The organism is Parazoarcus sp. PS-13 R2A, assembly GCF_057621855.1.
The window spans coordinates 26,129-45,158 of sequence record NZ_JBYEXN010000008.1; the positions used below are offsets into that span (position 1 = coordinate 26,129).

Here is a 19,030-nt window from a genome sequence, read left to right on the forward strand (position 1 = left end):
CCTGAAGAGAGCGACACATGTTTTCCGGAATCTCCCTGACTCTGATGCACCAGATCACCGCCTTGCTGCTGCAACCGGTGATCTGGGGCCTGCTGTTCTTCGTCGCCCTGTCCGTGTATGAACTGGGGATCAGCATCGGCGAGCGCTGGGGCGGCATTCAGCGCCTCACCGATGCGCGCGACCGCCACGCCCTGATGCGGGTCGGCAAGCGCCGTATCGAGCGCGCCGACTTCATCACCCGGCTCGCCCCCATGCTCGGCCTGATGGGCACCCTCATCCCGCTCGGCCCGGGGCTGGCCGCACTCGGCGAAGGCGAACTGCGGGTGCTCACCACCGCGATGACGGTCGCCTTCGACACCACGGTGATCGGCCTGCTTTCAGGCATGATCGGCTTCGTCCTCGGCCGTCTGCGCCGGCGCTGGTACGACAACGCGCTGACCGCGCTGGAGAGCAGCCATGGATAAGTGGCGGCACAGCGCCTTTCTCGACACCGACGAAGACCCGCTCGGACCGATGGCCAATCTCATCGACATCGTCCTCGTGTTCGCCTGCGGCCTGATCGCCGCGCTCGTGTCCTTCAGCCCCGACCTGCAGAAGCATTTCGCAACCGAGCCGCCGCCACAGCAGCAACAGCGCGAGATAAAGCTGGGGAAGGAGCTCACGACCGTGCCCGAGTCGATCCAGCGCGACGCCGAAGCGGGCAGCGGCTATGAAGCGCTCGGTCAGGTGTACCGCGACCCGAAAACAGGGAAGCTGCTGCTGATCGGCGGTTGAATGCAGGGCCTGGCTGGCGACCGAGCGTGACGCTCAACTATCATTGAACTGCGGCAAGCACGAACTCCACGGCATGAGCAGGGCGAGCGCACCGAAGAGCCTGAACCTGAACTCGGCGTGTCGCTGAAACCGAAACACGATTTCCTGTCCTGCCTCGAAGCACTGATCTCGTCTGATGTCGTCCCGCCCGCCAGACGATACACTGAGCGCTTGCAGTACGCCGGCGCGTCGATCTGCGGCACACAGCATTCAGGAGACTGACCGATGCAACCCAGAATCAGCATGATCACGCTCGGCGTGCGCGATATCGCGGCATCCGTCGAATTCTACGAAAAGGGCCTCGGCTTTCCCCGGCTGGAGTCCCCGCCCTCGGTTGCATTCTTCAAGCTGAACGGCACTTGGCTCGGCCTGTACGGGCGCGAGGCGCTGGCCGAAGACGCGCAGGTGCCGGCCGACGGCAGCGGATTCAGCGGCTTTGCGCTGGCGCACAACGTGAGCTCCGAGAAAGAAGTCGATGTGGTGGTCGCCCGGGCTGTGAAGGCCGGAGCAACCCTGACCAAGAAGCCTCAGAAGGTGTTCTGGGGCGGATACAGTGGCTACTTCAAGGACCCGGACGGCCATCTGTGGGAAGTCGCACACAATCCCTTCATGTGGGTCGGCCCCACGGACAAACCGGCATGACGAAGACCGCTCTCCGCTCTCTGCCACTGATGGCCCGAACCCTTGCCGCTGCAGGCCTGCTGAGTTGCCTCGGCACCCCGCTGTCGGCCATGGCAGCAGATACCCAGCAGTTTCCGGACGTGCTCGCAGCAAAGGTTCGAGCGCTCACCGCGAACCGCTTCGACTTCGACGTCACGATCTCGTCGCCCTACGACTCCCCTCAGCGCTACGCCGACGGCTTCCGGGTCACGGGCGCGGATGGCACCGTCTATGGCGAGCGCAAGCTGTTTCACGACCACGCATCCGAGCAGCCCTTCACCCGCGACCTCTACGGTGTCGTGATTCCATCGACGCTGCGCTCGGTCCGTATTCAGGCAAGAGACCAGCGCTACGGCTATGGTGGCAAGACCTTGGAAGTCGTTGTGCCCGGACGGGACGGAAACTAGCCCCTCCGCCCGCGCCGTCCCGCACCATCGATGACTTTCGCATGAACATTCGACGATTTCGTGCTGACGACCTGCCACACGTCATCGCGCTTTTCAGCGCATCCGTGCATGGCCTCGCTGGCGCCCACTACGACGCGCGCCAGCGCGCAGCCTGGGCGCCTGCCGAACCCGATCAGAGGCTGTGGCAAGCGCGCCTGGAGCGACAGCAGACGCTGGTCGCCGAAGATGAGGGCGTGCTGACCGGCTTCATCTCCTGGGCACCAAACGGACATATCGACCTGCTGTTCACCGCCCCGCAACATGCACGCAAGGGCATTGCCTCCGCACTGTGCACACAGGTGGAGGCTGCGCTGTCGGCCACCGGCATCAACACCGCCTTTACCGAGGCAAGCCTCGTCGCCCGCCCCTTTTTCGAGCATCGGGGTTTCGTCGTGACCGAGGCGCAGGACCTTGATCGCAACGGCGTGCGCTTCCGCCGTTACGCAATGCAGAAGACGCTCACCACCCGCCTGCCACCGGAAAGGCCACCGCTGCCCGAAGCCTGATATGGCCGAATGCCTCGGCCGCCTTCCAGAAAAAAGCATCGCGCTCCGGGAACGTTCCGGGAGCGCCCCCGGTCGCAAGTCCATCTGAATATGACTGCTGGGGGGCGCAGGCAGCCTCACTGCTGCAACTCGACGGACTTGCGCTCATCCGTGGCACGAAGGACACACGGCATCACCACGCAGTCGTCCTCAAGGATGAACTTGAAAACAATGCGCGCCGCGCCCGGGGCTCGCCCCCGCAGCAGGCAAGCCCCACGCGCCAAAACGGACGAACACACGCATGCAGAAATGGATCTTCCTTGCTGTCGCCATTGTCAGCGAAGTCATCGCGACATCGGCGCTGAAGTCCTCGGACGGGTTCTCCCGGCTGTGGCCCTCGCTTCTGGTGGTCACCGGTTATGCCTCGGCATTCTATTTTCTGTCGCTGACGCTGAAGTTCATTCCGGTCGCGGTCGCCTACGCGATCTGGTCGGGCGCAGGCGTTGCCCTGATCGCGCTGATTTCGTGGCTGGTCTTCGGCGAATCGCTTGACACCCCCGCAATCATCGGGCTGCTTCTGATCATTGCAGGCGTGACCGTTCTTAACGTGTTCTCCAGAACGGTCTCGCACTGAAAGGTTTTCTGTCTTCACGCGACCAATCCCCGGGACGTGCCCGCTTCACCGCAACGAGCCCCCCGAACCCCCCGTTTTTTCACCCCTGCCGGAGTTAGACATGAAGTTTTCCCGACTGCTTTTCGCTTTCACCCTCGCATCCACCGTCACTGCAGCAAGCGCTGCCGACGGCCTGATCGCGCTCAAGAGCCCGCACAGCGCCAAGGAGACCATGAACCGGCTTGAGGAGCAGGTGAAGGCCAAGGGACTGAACGTCTTTGCCCGGATCGATCACGCCGCTGGCGCGGCAAAGATCGGCAAGACGCTGCGCCCCACCGAGGTTCTGATCTTCGGTAATCCGCAAGGCGGCACGCCCTTCATGGAATGCGCACAGACCGTCGGCATCGACCTGCCGCTCAAGGCCCTGGTGTGGGAGGACGCTTCGGCCCAGGTCTGGCTCGGCTACAACGATCCGGCCTACCTTGCGAAGCGCAGCGATGTGGCCGACTGCGCAGTCGTCCCGAACCTGCAGAAAGCGCTTGCCGGCCTTGCGGACGCTGCGACAGCCCCCTGATCGCCGCGGGGCAGCACCACGCCTGCCCCGGCTGACGAACATGCCTCGGACGACGCTACACTTGCAGGCATGAAAATCATCTATCGCGCCGGCGACATCGTCGAGGCACACATCGTCGCCGGCATGCTTCGCGCCAATGGCATCGAGGCCCACGTGGGCGGACACTACCTGCAGGGCGGCGTCGGCGACCTGTCGCCCATGGGCTTCGCCACGGTCATGGTTGACGAGCAGGATGTCGACGCGGCACTGACGCTGGTACGCGAATACGACGAAGCCGAACCTGCAGACGACGCCTAGTTGTGGCGCGGGCCATGCCTGCCCCGGCCCGCCTTCCGGTCACCGTAAGAATCCGACGCTCCACGCGACGAAGTCTCATCGTCACAGGAGAATGGATCATGCGACCTTGCTCACAGGGGCTCATCGGCATGGCTGCGGTGCTCGCGCTGATTGGCCAACCAGCCGCCGCGGACCACTCAGGGCAGGACCACGCCACCTCCAGCCGCGCTCCGCAGACCTGCAGCGCTCAGAGCCCGGCCACTGTGGCGCCACTGGTCGAGCTCTACACCTCGGAGGGCTGCAGTTCGTGCCCGCCCGCCGATCGCTGGCTGTCGCGCCTCAGGGACGATCCGGCGGTCGTCGCGCTCGCCTTTCATGTGGACTACTGGGACAAGCTGGGCTGGAAGGACCGCTTCGCCAGCCCGGCCTACTCACTGCGCCAGGCACGGCAGCAAGCAGTAAACGGCGCACGCTTCAGCTATACGCCCCAAGTCGTGCTGAACGGACAGGATTACCCGCGCTGGCACGCCACGCCGAACCCGACTTCGGCAAGAACGCGCACGACGGCTAGCCTTGCGCTGAGCCTGTCGCACAACGGTGACGAGGTCACGGCCACCATCGTTCCGGCCGCTGGCGCGCCCGCACGACTCGCCGCCTACTGGGCGGTCACCGAGGACGGACATTTCACCGCGGTCCGTGCCGGAGAAAACCGTGGTGAAGGCCTCCGACACGATGCGGTAGTACGTGAGTATGTGCAGGTTCCCGAATGGGACGCGCAAAATGGTGCTGCCCGGACGCTCAGGTTCACGCCGACGCAGGCCGAAAGCGCAGATCATCCGCGCCACATCAACCTGGTCGTCATCGACGCCGTCACCGGCAAGCCGCTGCAGGCACTCAGACTGGATTGCTGATCGTCGCGCACCGGGTGGTGCCATCCGGCGCAGGTGGCGACACGGGTTGCCGAGTCTGCCTGCGACCTCAGCCCTGGCCCCGCCCCCCACACGCCCGACTCACGGCCGGCGGGAAGCGCCACGGGTACAGAGCAATGGCAGCGATCACTTCAGATTCGCGTGCTCTTCCAGATAATGCTTGAGCACCAGCTTGAGCTTGGCCGCATGCTTGTAGTCACCCTTGCTGCGTGCCTCAGCGATATCGTCCGCGATCATCTTCTTGATCCGCTTTTCGCCGCTTGAGGTGTGCACCAGATAGCTGCCGAGTTCCACCGCGATCATCTCGGGCACGTGCTCGTGCTCCGCGATCGCGAGGATCTCTTCTTCGGTCAGATCAGACAGCTCGATACAGTCCTGTATGGTCAGCATGTTGTCTCCTCTCAAGTTATATTTGTAGCACGCTTCGCTTTAGTATTAAGCACCGCACGGGGCGTCAGGGCATTGATCTGTCGCAAGTACTTGCCGATGGGCAGGAAAGCCTGACGCAGGATTCGACAAGAGAAACGACGCCCGTGCCCGCTGTCAAACTGAGGACTTGAGGAAGCCCAGGTGAAGACAATCGGACTGATCGGCGGCATGAGCTGGGAATCCACCATGCCCTATTACCGGATCATCAACGAAACGGTTCGCGACCGCCTCGGGGGGCTGCATTCGGCCAGAATCGTGCTCATTTCGGTCGACTTCCACGAGATCGAACGCCTGCAGAGCAACGGACAGTGGGATGAAGCCGGCGATCTGATGGCCGATGCGGCGCGCTCGCTGGAACTCGCCGGCGCGGATTTCATCGTGCTGTGCACGAATACCATGCACAAGGTGGCGCATGCGATTCAGTCGGCCGTTGCGATTCCGATGCTGCATATCGCCGACCCGACCGCTGCGGCGATCAAGCGCGCGGGTTTTTCCAGGGTCGGGCTGCTGGGTACGCGCTTCACCATGGAACAGGATTTCTACCGGCACCGCCTCGAAGAGCAGCACGGCATCGAGGTTCTGGTGCCGAACGACGCCGACCGCGCCGACGTTCACCGCATCATCTACGACGAACTCTGCCTCGGCACCGTATTGCCTGCTTCGCGCACCCGCTACCGCGACATCATCACACGCCTGGTCGACCGCGGCGCAGAGGCGATCATTCTGGGATGCACCGAGATCTCCCTGCTGATCGGCGCCTCCGACGTGAAGATTCCGCTGTTCGACACCACCGCGATCCACGCCTGTCATGCTGCGGAGCTCGCCCTGGGCGACGACTGATGCCCTGCGCAACGCGCGCGATCATCATGCGGGCAGATGCAGCAAGCCGGCGAACGAGTACGCGCCAAAGGCAGCGAGCACCAGCGCTGACACGCGATTGATCCAGCGCAATCCGCCGCCGCCCATGCGCCGCGCAAGCGTCGTTGCCAGTCCCGCCAGCAAGCACCACCACAGCGCCGATCCGATGAATACACCAAGCACCAGGACCATTCCCTGCACCGTATCGCCTTGTGGAAGCCCGAGTCCGGCAAAGATGGCGGCAAACGACAGGATCGTCATTGGGTTCGACAAGGTCAGCAGCATCGTCGTCAGGTAGCCACGCCACAACCCGCCACCCTCCGCCTCGGCAGCCTGCCGCACCGGCACACTGCGCCATGTCTGCCACGCAAGCCAGAACAGGAACAGCCCCCCGAACAGGCGCAGCCAGACCGCATGTCCGAGCAGGATTGCGCAGACGGCTGCGAGCCCGAACGCGCCCAGCAGTCCGTAGCACGCATCGGCCGTAGCGGCGCCAAGCCCGCTGCTGAATGCGGCCCAGAACCCCTTCTCCAGCCCGCGCCGCAGGCACAACAGACCAATCGGCCCCACTGGTGCGGCGATGGAGAATCCGAGCACCAATCCCTTGATCAACATGGCATCATTCCGCGCAATTCGATGCCATATTCTGTGCGCCACCGCCGCCGCCCGCCCATGAGGGATCGACGGTATCGCGCCGCTTTTGCCTCAGAATCGAAGGATCTTCAGGATACGTAGGCCGCCAATGTCCGATCACCCCAGGCTCGACCGCCTCAACCGCCGCCTGCTTGCCGAGCTGCAGCAGAACGCCCGCCTTCCGCTGGCCGAACTCGGGCGACGCGTCGGGCTCTCGTCGCCCGCGGTGGCCGAGCGCATCCGGCGTCTCGAGGAACAGGGCGTCATCCGTGGCTATCGTGCGGAAGTGGACCCACACAGCATCGGCTACCCCGTCACCGCCTTCGTCGAGCTTCATATCCCGCCGGAGTCCTACACCCGTGTCGAGGCCCTGCTCGGCACCTTGCCCGCCATACGCGAAGCGCACCATGTCACCGGCCGTGCGGCCTTCATGCTCAAGGTAGTGGCGCGGTCACTGTCCGAACTCGAAGCACTGATTGCGACTTTTGCACCTTACGGCAGCAGCGAAACGGCAGTGGTGCTATCCACCCGACTCGCTCCCAGAGCATTGCCGATTGATGGGGCAAACTAGTACGGCGTTACTCGATACGCCATTCGCTCGGCGGCAGAAAACGCACCGTCACCGTGCGCAAAGCGGCCAATCCGCCCCGCCTGGCACGCATCCGGTGCGCCCTGTGGCGCGTTCTCCGCGTAAACCCGTCCTTTTTACTTGGCATGAAACTCGCTATGCTGAAACTGACCATCTGGTCAGGTTTTTGCAAACCGGTTACAGGAAGGAGCGTGCCATGACGTCTCACATTATGCTGACCTCGCATCCTCGCACCCGCTCGGGCCTTTACCACGCGGTCAAATGGGGCGCCCCCTCGGCCCGCGACCGCGGCCCCTTCGTCGCCAGCCTGAGTGATCCGGCCCAGCGTAACGTGATCGGCACGCACTCCGGGGCCTACTCGCTGTACCGCGCACTCGCGGTGGCAGCAGGCAACCTGCAGAGCACGCACCGGCCTGACCTCTCCAACACCACGCCGGCCGCCGAGATCGGGCCGCATCCGCAGTGGTGCGACCCGAAGAAGATCGTTTCCTTCGACCCGTGGGGCCACCGCGTTGCCGAAGAGTTCGGTCATCTGCTCGCCGCCGGCATCGACATCCGTCCGACCATCGCGGTCACCAAGGCGCACATCAACATGCCCGAGCTTGCAGCGGCCATCGCGGCCGGGCGGCTCAAGCCCGACGGCGACATCCTCGCCGCCAATGGCGACGTCAAGGTCACCAAGGCCGCCATCGATCCGGTGTGGTACCTGCCCGGCATCGCCGAGCGCTTCGGCATCGGCGAGCGCGAGCTGCGCCGCACGCTGTTCGAGCAGACCGCAGGCATGTTCCCTGAGCTCATCACCCGGCCCGACCTCAAGGTGTTCCTGCCGCCCATCGGCGGCATGACGCTGTACATGTTCGGCGACGTCGAAAAGCTGGGGCAGCCCGAGACAAAAGTGGCCTGCCGGGTGCACGACGAATGCAACGGCTCGGATGTGTTCGGTTCCGACATCTGCACCTGCCGCCCCTATCTCGCGCACGGTATCGAGATCTGCATCGAGATGGCCCAGCAAGGCGGTGTCGGCCTCGTCGTGTACAACCGCAAGGAAGGCCGTGCGCTGGGCGAAGTCACCAAGTTTCTGGTGTACAACGCACGCAAGCGCCAGAAAGGCGGCGACCGGGCCGAGACCTATTTTGCCCGCACCGAATGTGTGGCCGGCGTGCAGGACATGCGCTTCCAGGAGCTGATGCCCGACGTCTTCCACTGGCTCGGCATCAGCCGCATCGACCGCTGGGCGTCGATGAGCGACATGAAGCGCAACGCGCTGGTGTCCGCAGGCATCGACATCGTCGAGCAGGTTGCAATCCCCGATGAACTGATCCCGGCAGATGCACGGGTCGAGATGGACGCCAAGATGGCCGCAGGCTATTTCTCCCCGACCGGCGCACCGCAAGCCGATGAACTAACGCGCGCCAAGGGCCGGGGACTGAACGAATGAGCGTTGCCACGCCTATCCATGACGGCTGGTACACCCCCGTCGCGGCCGACCATCCCGCTACGCCCCTGCTGACGGCAAGCGCCGTTCGCAAACGCTGCGCAGCCGTCATGGCAGCCGTCGAACGTGGCCGGTCGCCCTTCTTCCAGTGGAACGCCGACGCCCTGCCGGTCGCCGCGGCCTACGTGGCGGAAACCATCCGGCGCGATTACCCCGATCTCGATGTGCCCTATCACAGCCGCTGGCGTCATTTCGAGGTGGGTGGCGTCGACCGCTGGCAAGCGCTGTGCAGCACGCTGCCCGACGCCGACGCGCTGGAACTCGCCCGCGTCGCCATCGACCTGGTGATCCCCAGCGTGCTGCTCGACGCCGGCGCCGGTCCGGACTGGCGCTATCACGACGCCGCCAATGGACAGACGCACGCACGCTCGGAAGGTCTGGCGGTTGCGAGCGTCGCACTGTTTGCGAGCGGTGCGCTCTCGGATGACCCCGCCCGGCCCCTGCGCACCGACGCGAAGGCACTCTCGGCCCTGAGCGCGGCGCAGCTTGCCTCGGTATTCCAGGTCGACGCGGACAACCCCCTGGTCGGACTCGACGGACGGGCCGGCCTGCTGCGCCGCATGGGCGAGGTGATCGCCGGAACGCCCGCAGTGTTCGGCACCCCGGCCAGACTCGGCAACCTCGTCGATTACCTGCTGACGCATGCCGACGGCGGCGTGATCGAGGCGGAGTTCATCCTCACCACCCTGCTCAAGGCGCTCGGCCCGGTGTGGCCCGGGCGGATCAGCCTGCAGGGCGTGTCGCTCGGCGACTGCTGGCACCATCCCGCACTCGAGGACGAACTGCTGCCCTTCCACAAGCTCACACAGTGGCTCACCTATTCGCTGCTCGAACCGCTCGCGGCCGCCGGCCTCGAAGTGCGCGGCATCGACACGCTCACCGGCCTGCCTGAGTACCGCAACGGCGGCCTGCTGCTCGACCTCGGCGTGATTCGTCCGCTCGACCCCGCGTTCCACACCACGCCGTGGCGGGTGGATTCGCCGCCCATCGTCGAGTGGCGCGCGCTGACCGTCATCGCGCTCGACCGTCTGGCCGTGGCCGTGCGTGCCGAGCTCGGGCTCGCCGCTGCAGATTTTCCGCTGCCCAAGGTCCTGCAGGGCGGCACCTGGTCGGCCGGCCGGCGGATTGCCTCGCAGTTGCGCCCCGGCGGCCCGCCTCCGCTGATCATCATCAGCGACGGCACCGTTTTCTAAACCGGCAGCAGAGCAGACGGAGCGCCCCATGCACCCCAATGTCACCGAAATCGATCATCCGCTGATGAAACACAAGCTGACGATCCTGCGCAACGCCGAAACCACGACCGACAACTTCCGTCGTGTAGTGCGCGAGATCGCCGCCATGATGGCCTATGAGGTGACGCGAGACCTCGCCACTGAAATGGTCGCCATCACCACGCCGGTGGCGGATTGCGAAGCGCCCGTCATCAGCGGCAAGAAGCTGTGCCTGATCGCGATCATGCGTGCGGGCAACGGCATGATCGATGGCATGGTCGAACTGCTGCCGGGCGCGCGGGTCGGTCATATCGGCCTCTACCGCGACCCGGAAACGCTGGAAGCGGTGGAGTACTACTACAAGGTGCCGTCTGACATCGACGAGCGCCAGGTGATCGTCGTCGACCCGATGCTGGCGACCGGCAACTCAGCCAGCGCCGCCCTGTCGCGGCTCAAGGAGGACGGTGTCAGCAGCATCAAGTTCGTGTGCCTGCTGGCCGCACCCGAAGGTCTGGAAACAATGGCACGCGAACATCCCGACGTGCCCATCCTGACCGCCTCGATCGACAGCCATCTGAACGAGCACGGCTACATCGTGCCCGGCCTCGGCGATGCGGGCGACCGCCTGTTCGGAACCCGATGAGAGCGCAGACGGCGACGACTGCTGATGACACGGGGCGGCTGAAAGGCCGCATCCGTCGGCGCCAGGAAGGCGCGATGCTGAAGGCCGCCGAAAAGGTCTTTGCGCGCGCCGGCTTCCAGGGCGCAACCATGGCCGAAATCGCCGATCTCGCAGGCGTGCCCAAGGCGACGCTGCACTACTACTTCGGCTCCAAGGAAGAACTCTACCGGGCAGTGCTCGACAACATTCTCACCCTGTGGCTCGCCGAAACCGAAAGCATCACCGCCGACGCCGATCCGGCGACCGCTCTGACCACCTACGTGCGTGCCAAAATGCGCCTGAGCGCGCGCCGCCCCGACGCCTCGCGCGTGTTCGCCAACGAGATCGTGCACGGCGCGACCCATATCGGCGAATACCTGCGCACCGAACTGCGCAAGACGGTGGAAGCGCGCGCGGCGGTCATCGACCAGTGGGCGGCCGAAGGGCGGATTCTGCCCGTGGATGCCACCCATCTGTTCTTCACGATCTGGGCTGCCACGCAGACCTATGCCGACTTCGAGAGCCAGGTCTGCGCCGTCATCGGCAAGCCCCGTCTGTCGGCGTCCGACCATGAACGCGCATGTGCGCATGTGCTGACCGTCGTGCTGCGCACCTGCGGTCTGCCCTGCGCAGCCGATCAGCTCCGTCCGGTTCCACCACCTCCCGCAAACACAACCCACTGAAAGGAAGTCAAGATGACCAATCGTATTCGCCGAACCCTGATTACATCGAGCCTCGCGCTGGCTGCCGCCGCAATGCTGCCGCTGTCGGCGATTGCCGCAGACACGATCAAGGTTGCCGCGATCTATACCGTGCCCGTCGAACAGCAATGGGTGTCGCGCATCCACAAGGCGCTCAGTGCGGCACAGAGCCGTGGCGAGATCGAATACGTGTTCTCCGAGAACGTCACCAACGCCGACTACGAGCGAGTGATGCGCCAGTACGCCGAACAGGGCAAGGGCCTGATCGTGGGCGAGGCGTTTGCGGTTGAGTCCGCCGCGCGCAAGGTGGCACGCGACTATCCGAAGACGGCCTTCCTGCTCGGCTCCTCGGGCAAGCCGCAGGCACCGAACTTTTCGGTGTTCGACAACTACATCCAGGAACCGGCCTACCTCACCGGCATGATCGCCGCCGGCATGAGCAAGAGCGGCCAGATCGGCATGGTGGGCGGCTATCCGATCCCCGAGGTCAATCGCCTGATGCATGCCTTCATGGATGGCGCGCGCGAGATCAACCCCAAGGTGAAGTTCACCGTCAGCTTCATCGGCTCGTGGTTCGATCCCCCGAAGGCGAAGGAAGCCGCGTTTGCGATGATCGACAAGGGTGCGGACGTGATGTACGCCGAACGCTTCGGTGTGTCCGACGCCGCCAAGGAGCGCGGCGTGCTGGCCATCGGCAACGTCATCGACACCCAGCCGCAGTACCCGGACACCGTGGTCGCCTCGGCGCTGTGGAACATGGAGCCGACCATCGACACCGCGCTCAAGATGGTCAAGGCCGGCACCTTCAAGGCCGAGGACTATGGCAAGTATTCGACGATGAAATTCGGCGGCAGCGAGATGGCCAAGCTGGGCACCTTCGAATCCAAGGTGCCGGCGGAACTCGTCGCCAAGGTCAAGGCGAAGGAAAAAGCCATTCTTGACGGCAGCTTCACGGTCAAGGTGAATGACACCGAGCCGAAGTCCAACTAAGCAAACCGGGTATTCCGCACCATGAATGAAAGCCTGCCTGCCCTGCGCCTGGCAAACATCACCAAGCGCTTCGGCAAGCTGGTGGCCAACGACGACATCTCGCTCGACCTCGGTACGGGCGAGGTGCTCGCCCTGCTCGGCGAGAATGGTGCCGGCAAGAGTACGCTGGTCAGCATTCTGTTCGGGCATTACGTGGCCGACGAAGGCCACATCGAAATCTTCGGCCAGCCACTGCCGCCGGGCAACCCCAAGGCCTCGCTCGCGGCCGGCGTGGGCATGGTGCATCAGCACTTCGCCCTTGCCGACAACCTCAGCGTGCTCGACAACGTGCTGCTCGGCACCGAGCCAATGTGGCTGCCTTTTTCGCGCAGGCGTGCCGCACGCGCCAGGCTGATCGCCACCGCCGAGCGCTTCGGCCTCGGCGTCGATCCCGATGCGCGCGTGGCGGCACTGTCCGTCGGCGAGCGGCAGCGGGTCGAGATCCTGAAAGCGCTGTATCGCGGCGCCCGCATCCTGATTCTCGACGAACCCACGGCGGTACTGACGCCGCAGGAAAGCGAATCGCTCTTCGCCACCCTCGCCACGCTGGTCTCGGAGGGGCTGTCGGTGATCTTCATCAGCCACAAGCTCGACGAAGTACTGCGCGTTTCCGCGCGCGTGGCGGTGCTGCGTGGCGGCCGTCTGGTGAGCGTGCGCAACACCGAAGACACCACCAAGACCGAACTTGCCGAACTCATGGTCGGGCGCAGCGTGACCCTGCCCACCCGTGAGCCACGCCCGCACGGCGACATGGTGCTGAGCCTGTCCGGCGTGCATGCGGCACAGGGTGGCAAGACCCTGCTCGACGACCTCAGCCTCGTCGTTCGCGCCGGCGAGATCGTCGGCATCGCCGGCGTCTCCGGCAACGGACAGCAGGCGCTGGCCGACCTCCTGTGCGGCACGCTCGCGGCCGATCGCGGCGAGGTTTCCGTCAGCGGACAGGCGATGCGGGCCAATCCGCGCGACTGGGTCGCGCGCCGCGTGGCGCGTATCCCGGAGGACCGTCATGCGGTCGGCGTGGTCGGCGATCTGCCGGTGTGGGAGAACGCGGTGTCCGAGCGCCTCCACCTGCCCGCCTTCTCGCGCGCTGGCATCGTGCGCGGCAAGACCGCCCGCGACTTCACCCGCACGCTGGTGGAGCAGTTCGACGTGCGCCTGTCGGGCATCGAAGTGCCCTCGCGCGTGCTGTCGGGGGGCAACATGCAGAAACTCATTCTCGGCCGCGCCCTGTCGGTGGCCGGAGACGGCGTCACCCCGACACTGATCGTCGCCAACCAGCCCACCTGGGGTCTGGATATCGGCGCGGTCGCCTATGTTCATCGCTGCCTGCTCGACGCCGCGGCGGCGGGGGCTGCGGTGCTGGTCATTTCCGAGGATCTTGATGAACTGTTCGCCATTGCCGACCGCATCGCGGTGATGTTCAAGGGCCGCCTCGGCCCCGCATTGCCCACCGAAGGCTGCAGCCGCGCGGCAATCGGTCTGGCCATGGCCGGAAGCGCCGCATCGAATACCGAAGGAGCCCCGCAGCATGCGGCTTGAATCACGCAGTGAATACTCACGGCGGGCCATGCTGCTCGCCCCGATTGTTGCGGTGCTCGTCACGCTGGGCGTCTGTGCACTGCTCGTGGCCTGGGCCGGCGCCCCGGTCGGGCAGACCTATGCCCTGCTCTTCGACGGCGCTTTCGGCTCGCGCTTTGCGTTCGCCGAAACCCTGACCCGCGCCACCCCGCTGATTCTCACCGGACTCGCCGCCGCCGTTGCGTTTCGTGCGCGCCTGTTCAACATCGGCGCCGAAGGCCAGCTCTACCTCGGCGCACTCGCAGCGGTCGCCGTGGGCGGCATGCACGGTGGCAGCACCTTCGACCTGCCTTTGCCGCTGCTGTCCGCGCTGATGATCGCTGCCGGCGCGGCGGCCGGTGCGCTGTGGCTGCTGGGGCCGGCGTGGATGAAGCTGAAGCTGGGCGTGGATGAAGTCGTGACCACGCTGCTGCTCAACTTCGTCGCCTTGCTGCTGGTGTCCATGATGCTGGACGGGCCGATGAAGGACCCGCTTGCCATGGGCTGGCCGCAATCGGTGGCGCTCGACCCCGAACTCGAATTCAGCCGCCTGATCGAGCGCTCGCGGGTTCACACCGGACTGCTGATGGCCTTTGGCCTGGCAATCCTGATGTGGCTGATCGAACGCTTCACCACCTTCGGCTTTGCCCTGCGTGCGGTCGGCGCCAACAACCGCGCCGCCGCCTTTGCCGGCCTGCCGGTTGGACGCACCGTGCTGTTGTGCGCCCTGCTGTCGGGCGCGCTGGCCGGTCTGGCGGGTGTCGGCGAAGTGGCCGGGCGCGCGAGCTATGTCACCACCGACATGTCGCCCGGCTACGGCTACGCCGGCATCGTCATCGCCATGCTCGCCGGTCTGCACCCGCTGGGCGTGCTGCTTGCGGCTCTTTTCGTCGCCGCCGTTCAGGTCGGTGCCGACAGCATGAGCCGGGTGGTGGGCGTACCCAACTTCATCGCCGACGTCATCGTCGCCACGGCCCTGCTCACCATGCTGGTGGCCACCCTGCTCACCCGTTACCGCATCCGCTGGGGGCGCGCATGATGGATTTTCTGACGACCCTTTTCGACATGCTCGGCTCGGCCTCCTTCTGGGTCGCGACCCTGCGGGTGGCGACGCCGCTGATCCTCGGCACCCTCGGCGTCCTGATCTGCGAGCGTGCCGGCGTCCTCAACCTCGGCATCGAAGGCATCATGGTGGCCGGCGCCTTCACCGGCTGGCTCGTGGTGTTCAACGGCGCCGACCTGTGGACCGGCGTGCTGGTCGCCGGCCTGGTCGGCGGTGTGTTCGGGCTCCTGCACGCGGTACTCACCGTGTGGCTGACCGTGTCGCAGCACGTCGCCGGCCTCGGCGTCACCCTGCTCGCCACCAGCCTGTCGGCCTTCGCCTACCGCGTCAGCTTTCCGCAGGTCAGCACGCCGCCCACCATCGAGGCCTTCGCGCCGCTCGAAGGGCTCGCCGGCCTGCCGCTGATCGGGCCGGTGCTGGCGGGACAGACCGCGCTGACCCTGCTTGCCATCGTGCTGGTGCCGGCAATCGCCTACCTGCTCTACCGCACGCCAATGGGCCTGGCCTTGCGCATGGTCGGCGAGAACCCTGCCGCGGCCGAGGGCCAGGGCGTGGACGTGATCGCGGTGCGCACGGGCGCGGTCATCGCGGGCTCGATGCTGATGGGGCTCGCCGGTGCCTTCCTGACGCTGTCGGCGTTCAACGCCTTCTTCTTCAACATGATCAACGGTCGCGGCTGGATCTGCGTGGCGCTGGTGGTGTTCGCCTCGTGGCGGCCCGGCAAGGCCTTGCTCGGCGCGGTGCTGTTCGCCGCCTTCGATGCCGCGCAGTTGCGCCTGCAGCAGGCCGGCGGTGCGCTGCCCTACCAGATCTACCTGATGCTGCCCTACCTGCTGTCCATCCTCGCCCTGATCGTGATGGCCCGCCGCGCCGCCTATCCGCAGGCACTGATGAAGCCTTATCGCAAAGGTGAGCGCTGATCCGGCGCCAACCGATACCACTGCCAACCAGATACCGGGACTCCCATGCTCGACGTCATCATTCTCAACGCCTCGCTCCCCGATGGCCGCAGCCCGATCGATATCGGCATCCTCGACGGTCGCATCGTTGCGGTCGAACGCGCGCTGGTCGCCGACGCCCATGAAGTCATCGACGCCGCCGGGCAGCTCGTCAGCCCGCCTTTTGTCGATCCTCACTTCCACATGGACTCAACGCTCAGCTACGGCCAGCCGCGCGTCAATCAGTCCGGCACCCTGCTCGAAGGCATCGCGCTGTGGGGCGAACTCAAGCCCCTGCTGACCCAGGATGCGATCATCGAACGCGCCATGGCCTACTGCGACTGGGCGGTCGCCAAGGGCCTGCTCGCCATCCGCTCACACGTCGACGTCTGCGACCCGCGCCTGCTGGCGGTAGAGGCCCTGCTCGAAGTGAAGCGCCGCGTCGAGCCCTATCTCGACCTGCAACTGGTGGCCTTTCCGCAGGACGGTGTGCTGCGCGCACCCGGCGCGCTGGAAAACCTCACGCGCGCCCTCGACATGGGCGTGGAGGTGGTGGGTGGGATTCCGCACTTTGAGCGCACCATGGCCGACGGTGCCGAATCGGTGCGCATCCTGTGCGAACTCGCTGCAGAGCGCGGCCTGCGGGTCGACATGCACTGCGACGAGAGCGACGACCCCTTGTCGCGCCACATCGAAACCCTTGCCCAGCACACGCATCGCCTTGGCTTGCACGGCCGGGTCGCAGGCTCGCACCTGACCTCGATGCACTCGATGGACAACTACTATGTTTCCAAGCTGATCCCGCTGATCCGCGAAGCGGGCGTGGCCGCCATCGCCAACCCGCTGATCAACATCACGCTGCAGGGCCGCCACGACACCTATCCCAAGCGCCGCGGCATGACCCGCGTGCCCGAACTCCTTGCCGGCGGCGTGCCGGTCGCCTTTGGCCACGATTGCGTGATGGACCCCTGGTACGCACTGGGCAGCGGCGACATGCTCGAGGTCGCAAGCATGGGCCTGCATGTGGCGCAGATGACCGGGCAGGCTGCGATGCGCCAGTGCTATTCAGCGGTCACCGATACCGCAGCGTCGATTCTCGGGCTGGAGGGCTATGGCATTGCGCCCGGCTGTCGCGCCGACCTCGTCATGCTGCAGGCGGCAGACCCGGTGGACGCCCTGCGCCTGCGTGCCACCCGGCTGATGGTGATGCGCGCCGGCCGCGTGATCGCCCGCACCCCGCCCACCACCGCCAGCCTCTCTCTGGCGGAGCGGCCGCAGACGGTGGACTGGCGGCTGCGCGGCAATCAGCCGGGCTGAACAGCCGCAAATGCGGCAGCGACCTGCCTGACGTTGCCGGCGTTCAGACCGGCAACGCACATGCGCCCGCTCGCGATCAGGTACACGCCAAACTCTTCGCGCAGCCTGTCCACCTGCGCCGCACTGAAGCCGGTGTAGCTGAACATTCCGCGCTGCTGCAGCAGGTAGTCGAAATTGCGCGCGGGCAGCGCCGTTTTAAGTTCAGCCACCAGCGTCTTGCGCATCTCGATGATGCGCAGACGCATGGCCTCAAGTTCGTCCAGCCACTGCTGCCTGAGCCCGGCATCGTTGAGCACCATGGCGACGACCTGCGCGCCAAAGTTCGGCGGGCTCGAATAGTTGCGGCGCACGGTCGCCTTCAGCTGGCCAAGCACACGGGTCGCTTCCTCGCTGCTCTCGCACACAACGGACAAGCCCCCCACGCGCTCGCCATACAGCGAAAAGATCTTGGAAAAGGAGTTGCACACAAGGCAGCTGACGCCAGCCGCGGCCATCGCACGGATTGCGTAGGCATCTTCCGCGACACCCTCGCCGAACCCCTGATAGGCGATGTCCATGAACGGGATCAGGTCGCGCGCCCTCACCACCTCGACCACCCGATCCCACTGCGCCGTGCTCAGATCCGAACCGGTCGGGTTATGACAGCAGGGGTGGAGCAGCACGATGCTTTTCGGCGGCAGCTGTGCGAACGTCGCAAGCATGCCCTCGATATCCACACCGAGCGTGGCAGCATCGAAATACGGATAGGTATGCACCTTGAAGCCAGCACCCGCGAGAATCGCAACATGGTTATCCCAGGTCGGATCGCTGACCCAAACTTCCGAATCCGGGAAGTAGCGCTTAAGGAAGTCGGCAGCAACCTTGAGCGCGCCGGAGCCGCCCACGGTCTGAATGGTGGCAACGCGCTGCTGTGCCAGCAAGGGGTTGTCCGCGCCGAACAGCAGCTGCTGAACACCGCTGCGGTAGGACTGCAGCCCCTCCATCGGCAAATAGACCGAAGCCACATGCGGCTGCGCGTTCAGTCGGCTTTCGGCCGCATCCACCGCGCCCAGCTGCGGAATGACGCCGTGCCCGTCGTAATACAGCCCGATGCTCAGATTGACCTTCTGCGCTCGCGTGTCGGCCTTGAACGTCTCCATCAGGGACAGAATCGGGTCGCCGGCATAGGCATCGACATGTTGGAACACGGTGTATCACTCCTGGTGTGGTTGCTTCGGCAGCGGCGCGAGCGAAACGGCGCGATTGTCCACCGCCCGCAAGAAGGGACGCATTATAAAAGACAATGCCATCAGCACCCGGGGCACGCAGCACCAAATTTCGCATGCGCCGGGTGCCTCGCAGCGCACTCGCAGAGCTGGATGCGCTGCCATGAACCCGGCCACCGCAGGCAGCCTTAGAATAGCGCTTCAACGTGCGTACTGCAGGAGCCAGTCATGGAAATGAAACGTATCAGCTCCGGGAAACTGCGGGCCGTCGGCTACGACGCCGGAACGCGCACCCTGAGGGTCGAACTCGATGACGGCAGCCTGATCGATTACGCCGGCATCGGTGCCGAGCTGTGGCGGCGGCTGTCGAGCTCCGGTTCGGCGTGGAGCTTCTATCGTGACAACATCGAAGAGGAGTTCGCCGGGCGCAGAGCCTTCGCTGACAGGGAGAAAAAGGGCAACCCGCTGGACGACCTGTTCAAGTAACTGCAAGCGGCATCCCGGTCCTCGCCCGCAAGCGCGCGTCGCCCGATCCGGTCGGGTGCAAC

Annotated in this window: 24 protein-coding genes; 21 read left to right on the forward strand and 3 right to left on the reverse strand. The window is 65.4% G+C overall.

Going from position 1 to position 19,030, the window contains the following annotated elements:
• Window positions 1-17 precede the first annotated feature (17 nt).
• The 9 genes from AC22G6_RS09220 (at window position 18) to AC22G6_RS09260 (ending at window position 4,778) form a co-directional block, all read left to right on the forward strand.
• Window positions 18-464 (forward strand): MotA/TolQ/ExbB proton channel family protein, encoded by a 447-nt coding sequence (locus tag AC22G6_RS09220; protein ID WP_487366539.1) that lies wholly within the window; start codon window positions 18-20, stop codon window positions 462-464.
• Window positions 457-774, forward strand: a complete 318-nt coding sequence (locus tag AC22G6_RS09225; RefSeq protein WP_487366540.1) for a DUF2149 domain-containing protein — start codon at window positions 457-459, stop codon at window positions 772-774. The genes AC22G6_RS09220 and AC22G6_RS09225 overlap by 8 nt, the downstream gene beginning before the upstream one ends.
• A gap of 264 nt (window positions 775-1,038) precedes the next feature.
• Window positions 1,039-1,455 (forward strand): VOC family protein, encoded by a 417-nt coding sequence (locus tag AC22G6_RS09230; RefSeq protein WP_487366541.1) that lies wholly within the window; start codon window positions 1,039-1,041, stop codon window positions 1,453-1,455.
• Window positions 1,452-1,880: a hypothetical protein gene (locus AC22G6_RS09235; RefSeq protein WP_487366542.1), complete on the forward strand. Its 429-nt coding sequence runs from the start codon at window positions 1,452-1,454 to the stop codon at window positions 1,878-1,880. The genes AC22G6_RS09230 and AC22G6_RS09235 overlap by 4 nt, the downstream gene beginning before the upstream one ends.
• Before the next feature lie 41 nt (window positions 1,881-1,921).
• Entirely contained in the window at window positions 1,922-2,425 is a 504-nt protein-coding gene (locus AC22G6_RS09240) for a GNAT family N-acetyltransferase (RefSeq protein WP_487366543.1), read from the forward strand.
• A 280-nt stretch (window positions 2,426-2,705) separates the two neighbouring features.
• Entirely contained in the window at window positions 2,706-3,038 is a 333-nt protein-coding gene (locus AC22G6_RS09245) for an SMR family transporter (protein ID WP_487366544.1), read from the forward strand.
• 100 nt (window positions 3,039-3,138) lie between these two features.
• Complete coding sequence (locus AC22G6_RS09250) at window positions 3,139-3,591, forward strand: DUF302 domain-containing protein (RefSeq protein WP_487366545.1); 453 nt, start codon at window positions 3,139-3,141, stop codon at window positions 3,589-3,591.
• 69 nt (window positions 3,592-3,660) lie between these two features.
• A complete protein-coding gene (locus AC22G6_RS09255; protein ID WP_108975274.1) occupies window positions 3,661-3,888 on the forward strand; it encodes a putative signal transducing protein in 228 nt (75 codons plus the stop codon).
• Window positions 3,889-3,986: 98 nt separating this feature from the next.
• Window positions 3,987-4,778 carry a DUF1223 domain-containing protein gene (locus tag AC22G6_RS09260; RefSeq protein ID WP_487366546.1) on the forward strand — a complete coding sequence of 264 codons (792 nt, stop codon included), beginning with the start codon at window positions 3,987-3,989 and terminating at the stop codon, window positions 4,776-4,778.
• A 144-nt stretch (window positions 4,779-4,922) separates the two neighbouring features.
• Here AC22G6_RS09260 and AC22G6_RS09265 read toward each other — a convergent pair whose 3' ends face one another.
• Window positions 4,923-5,186, reverse strand: coding sequence for a hypothetical protein (locus AC22G6_RS09265; RefSeq protein WP_108948455.1), 264 nt, complete (start codon window positions 5,184-5,186; stop codon window positions 4,923-4,925).
• A 180-nt stretch (window positions 5,187-5,366) separates the two neighbouring features.
• Here AC22G6_RS09265 and AC22G6_RS09270 point away from each other — a divergent pair, with 180 nt between their 5' ends.
• Complete coding sequence (locus tag AC22G6_RS09270; protein WP_487366547.1) at window positions 5,367-6,065, forward strand: aspartate/glutamate racemase family protein; 699 nt, start codon at window positions 5,367-5,369, stop codon at window positions 6,063-6,065.
• Window positions 6,066-6,089: 24 nt separating this feature from the next.
• Here AC22G6_RS09270 and AC22G6_RS09275 read toward each other — a convergent pair whose 3' ends face one another.
• The gene (locus AC22G6_RS09275; protein WP_487366548.1) at window positions 6,090-6,698 is read right to left on the reverse strand and encodes a LysE/ArgO family amino acid transporter; all 609 of its coding nucleotides are present in this window, start codon (window positions 6,696-6,698) and stop codon (window positions 6,090-6,092) included.
• Window positions 6,699-6,825: 127 nt separating this feature from the next.
• On the opposite strand from AC22G6_RS09275, the gene AC22G6_RS09280 reads away from it, so the two are divergent.
• The 10 genes from AC22G6_RS09280 (at window position 6,826) to AC22G6_RS09325 (ending at window position 17,277) form a co-directional block, all read left to right on the forward strand.
• Window positions 6,826-7,287, forward strand: coding sequence for an Lrp/AsnC family transcriptional regulator (locus AC22G6_RS09280; RefSeq protein ID WP_487366549.1), 462 nt, complete (start codon window positions 6,826-6,828; stop codon window positions 7,285-7,287).
• A 214-nt stretch (window positions 7,288-7,501) separates the two neighbouring features.
• Window positions 7,502-8,743, forward strand: a complete 1,242-nt coding sequence (locus AC22G6_RS09285; protein ID WP_487366550.1) for a GTP cyclohydrolase II — start codon at window positions 7,502-7,504, stop codon at window positions 8,741-8,743.
• Window positions 8,740-9,993, forward strand: coding sequence for a URC4/urg3 family protein (locus AC22G6_RS09290; RefSeq protein WP_487366551.1), 1,254 nt, complete (start codon window positions 8,740-8,742; stop codon window positions 9,991-9,993). Before AC22G6_RS09285 ends, AC22G6_RS09290 begins: the two co-directional genes overlap by 4 nt.
• A gap of 28 nt (window positions 9,994-10,021) precedes the next feature.
• Window positions 10,022-10,654 (forward strand): uracil phosphoribosyltransferase, encoded by a 633-nt coding sequence (upp, locus tag AC22G6_RS09295; protein ID WP_487366552.1) that lies wholly within the window; start codon window positions 10,022-10,024, stop codon window positions 10,652-10,654.
• Between the two features lie 74 nt (window positions 10,655-10,728).
• The gene (locus tag AC22G6_RS09300) at window positions 10,729-11,355 is read left to right on the forward strand and encodes a TetR family transcriptional regulator C-terminal domain-containing protein (RefSeq protein WP_487366553.1); all 627 of its coding nucleotides are present in this window, start codon (window positions 10,729-10,731) and stop codon (window positions 11,353-11,355) included.
• 12 nt (window positions 11,356-11,367) lie between these two features.
• Window positions 11,368-12,363, forward strand: a complete 996-nt coding sequence (locus AC22G6_RS09305) for a BMP family protein (RefSeq protein ID WP_487366554.1) — start codon at window positions 11,368-11,370, stop codon at window positions 12,361-12,363.
• Between the two features lie 21 nt (window positions 12,364-12,384).
• Window positions 12,385-13,941, forward strand: coding sequence for an ABC transporter ATP-binding protein (locus tag AC22G6_RS09310; RefSeq protein WP_487366555.1), 1,557 nt, complete (start codon window positions 12,385-12,387; stop codon window positions 13,939-13,941).
• Complete coding sequence (locus tag AC22G6_RS09315; protein ID WP_108975293.1) at window positions 13,931-14,998, forward strand: ABC transporter permease; 1,068 nt, start codon at window positions 13,931-13,933, stop codon at window positions 14,996-14,998. The genes AC22G6_RS09310 and AC22G6_RS09315 overlap by 11 nt, the downstream gene beginning before the upstream one ends.
• Window positions 14,995-15,942 carry an ABC transporter permease gene (locus AC22G6_RS09320; RefSeq protein ID WP_487366556.1) on the forward strand — a complete coding sequence of 316 codons (948 nt, stop codon included), beginning with the start codon at window positions 14,995-14,997 and terminating at the stop codon, window positions 15,940-15,942. Before AC22G6_RS09315 ends, AC22G6_RS09320 begins: the two co-directional genes overlap by 4 nt.
• Before the next feature lie 45 nt (window positions 15,943-15,987).
• The gene (locus AC22G6_RS09325) at window positions 15,988-17,277 is read left to right on the forward strand and encodes an amidohydrolase family protein (RefSeq protein ID WP_487366557.1); all 1,290 of its coding nucleotides are present in this window, start codon (window positions 15,988-15,990) and stop codon (window positions 17,275-17,277) included.
• Here AC22G6_RS09325 and AC22G6_RS09330 read toward each other — a convergent pair.
• Entirely contained in the window at window positions 17,265-18,464 is a 1,200-nt protein-coding gene (locus tag AC22G6_RS09330; RefSeq protein ID WP_487366558.1) for an amino acid aminotransferase, read from the reverse strand. The genes AC22G6_RS09325 and AC22G6_RS09330 overlap by 13 nt on opposite strands.
• A 246-nt stretch (window positions 18,465-18,710) precedes the next feature.
• Here AC22G6_RS09330 and AC22G6_RS09335 point away from each other — a divergent pair, with 246 nt between their 5' ends.
• A complete protein-coding gene (locus tag AC22G6_RS09335; RefSeq protein ID WP_108975299.1) occupies window positions 18,711-18,968 on the forward strand; it encodes a KTSC domain-containing protein in 258 nt (85 codons plus the stop codon).
• Window positions 18,969-19,030 lie beyond the last annotated feature (62 nt).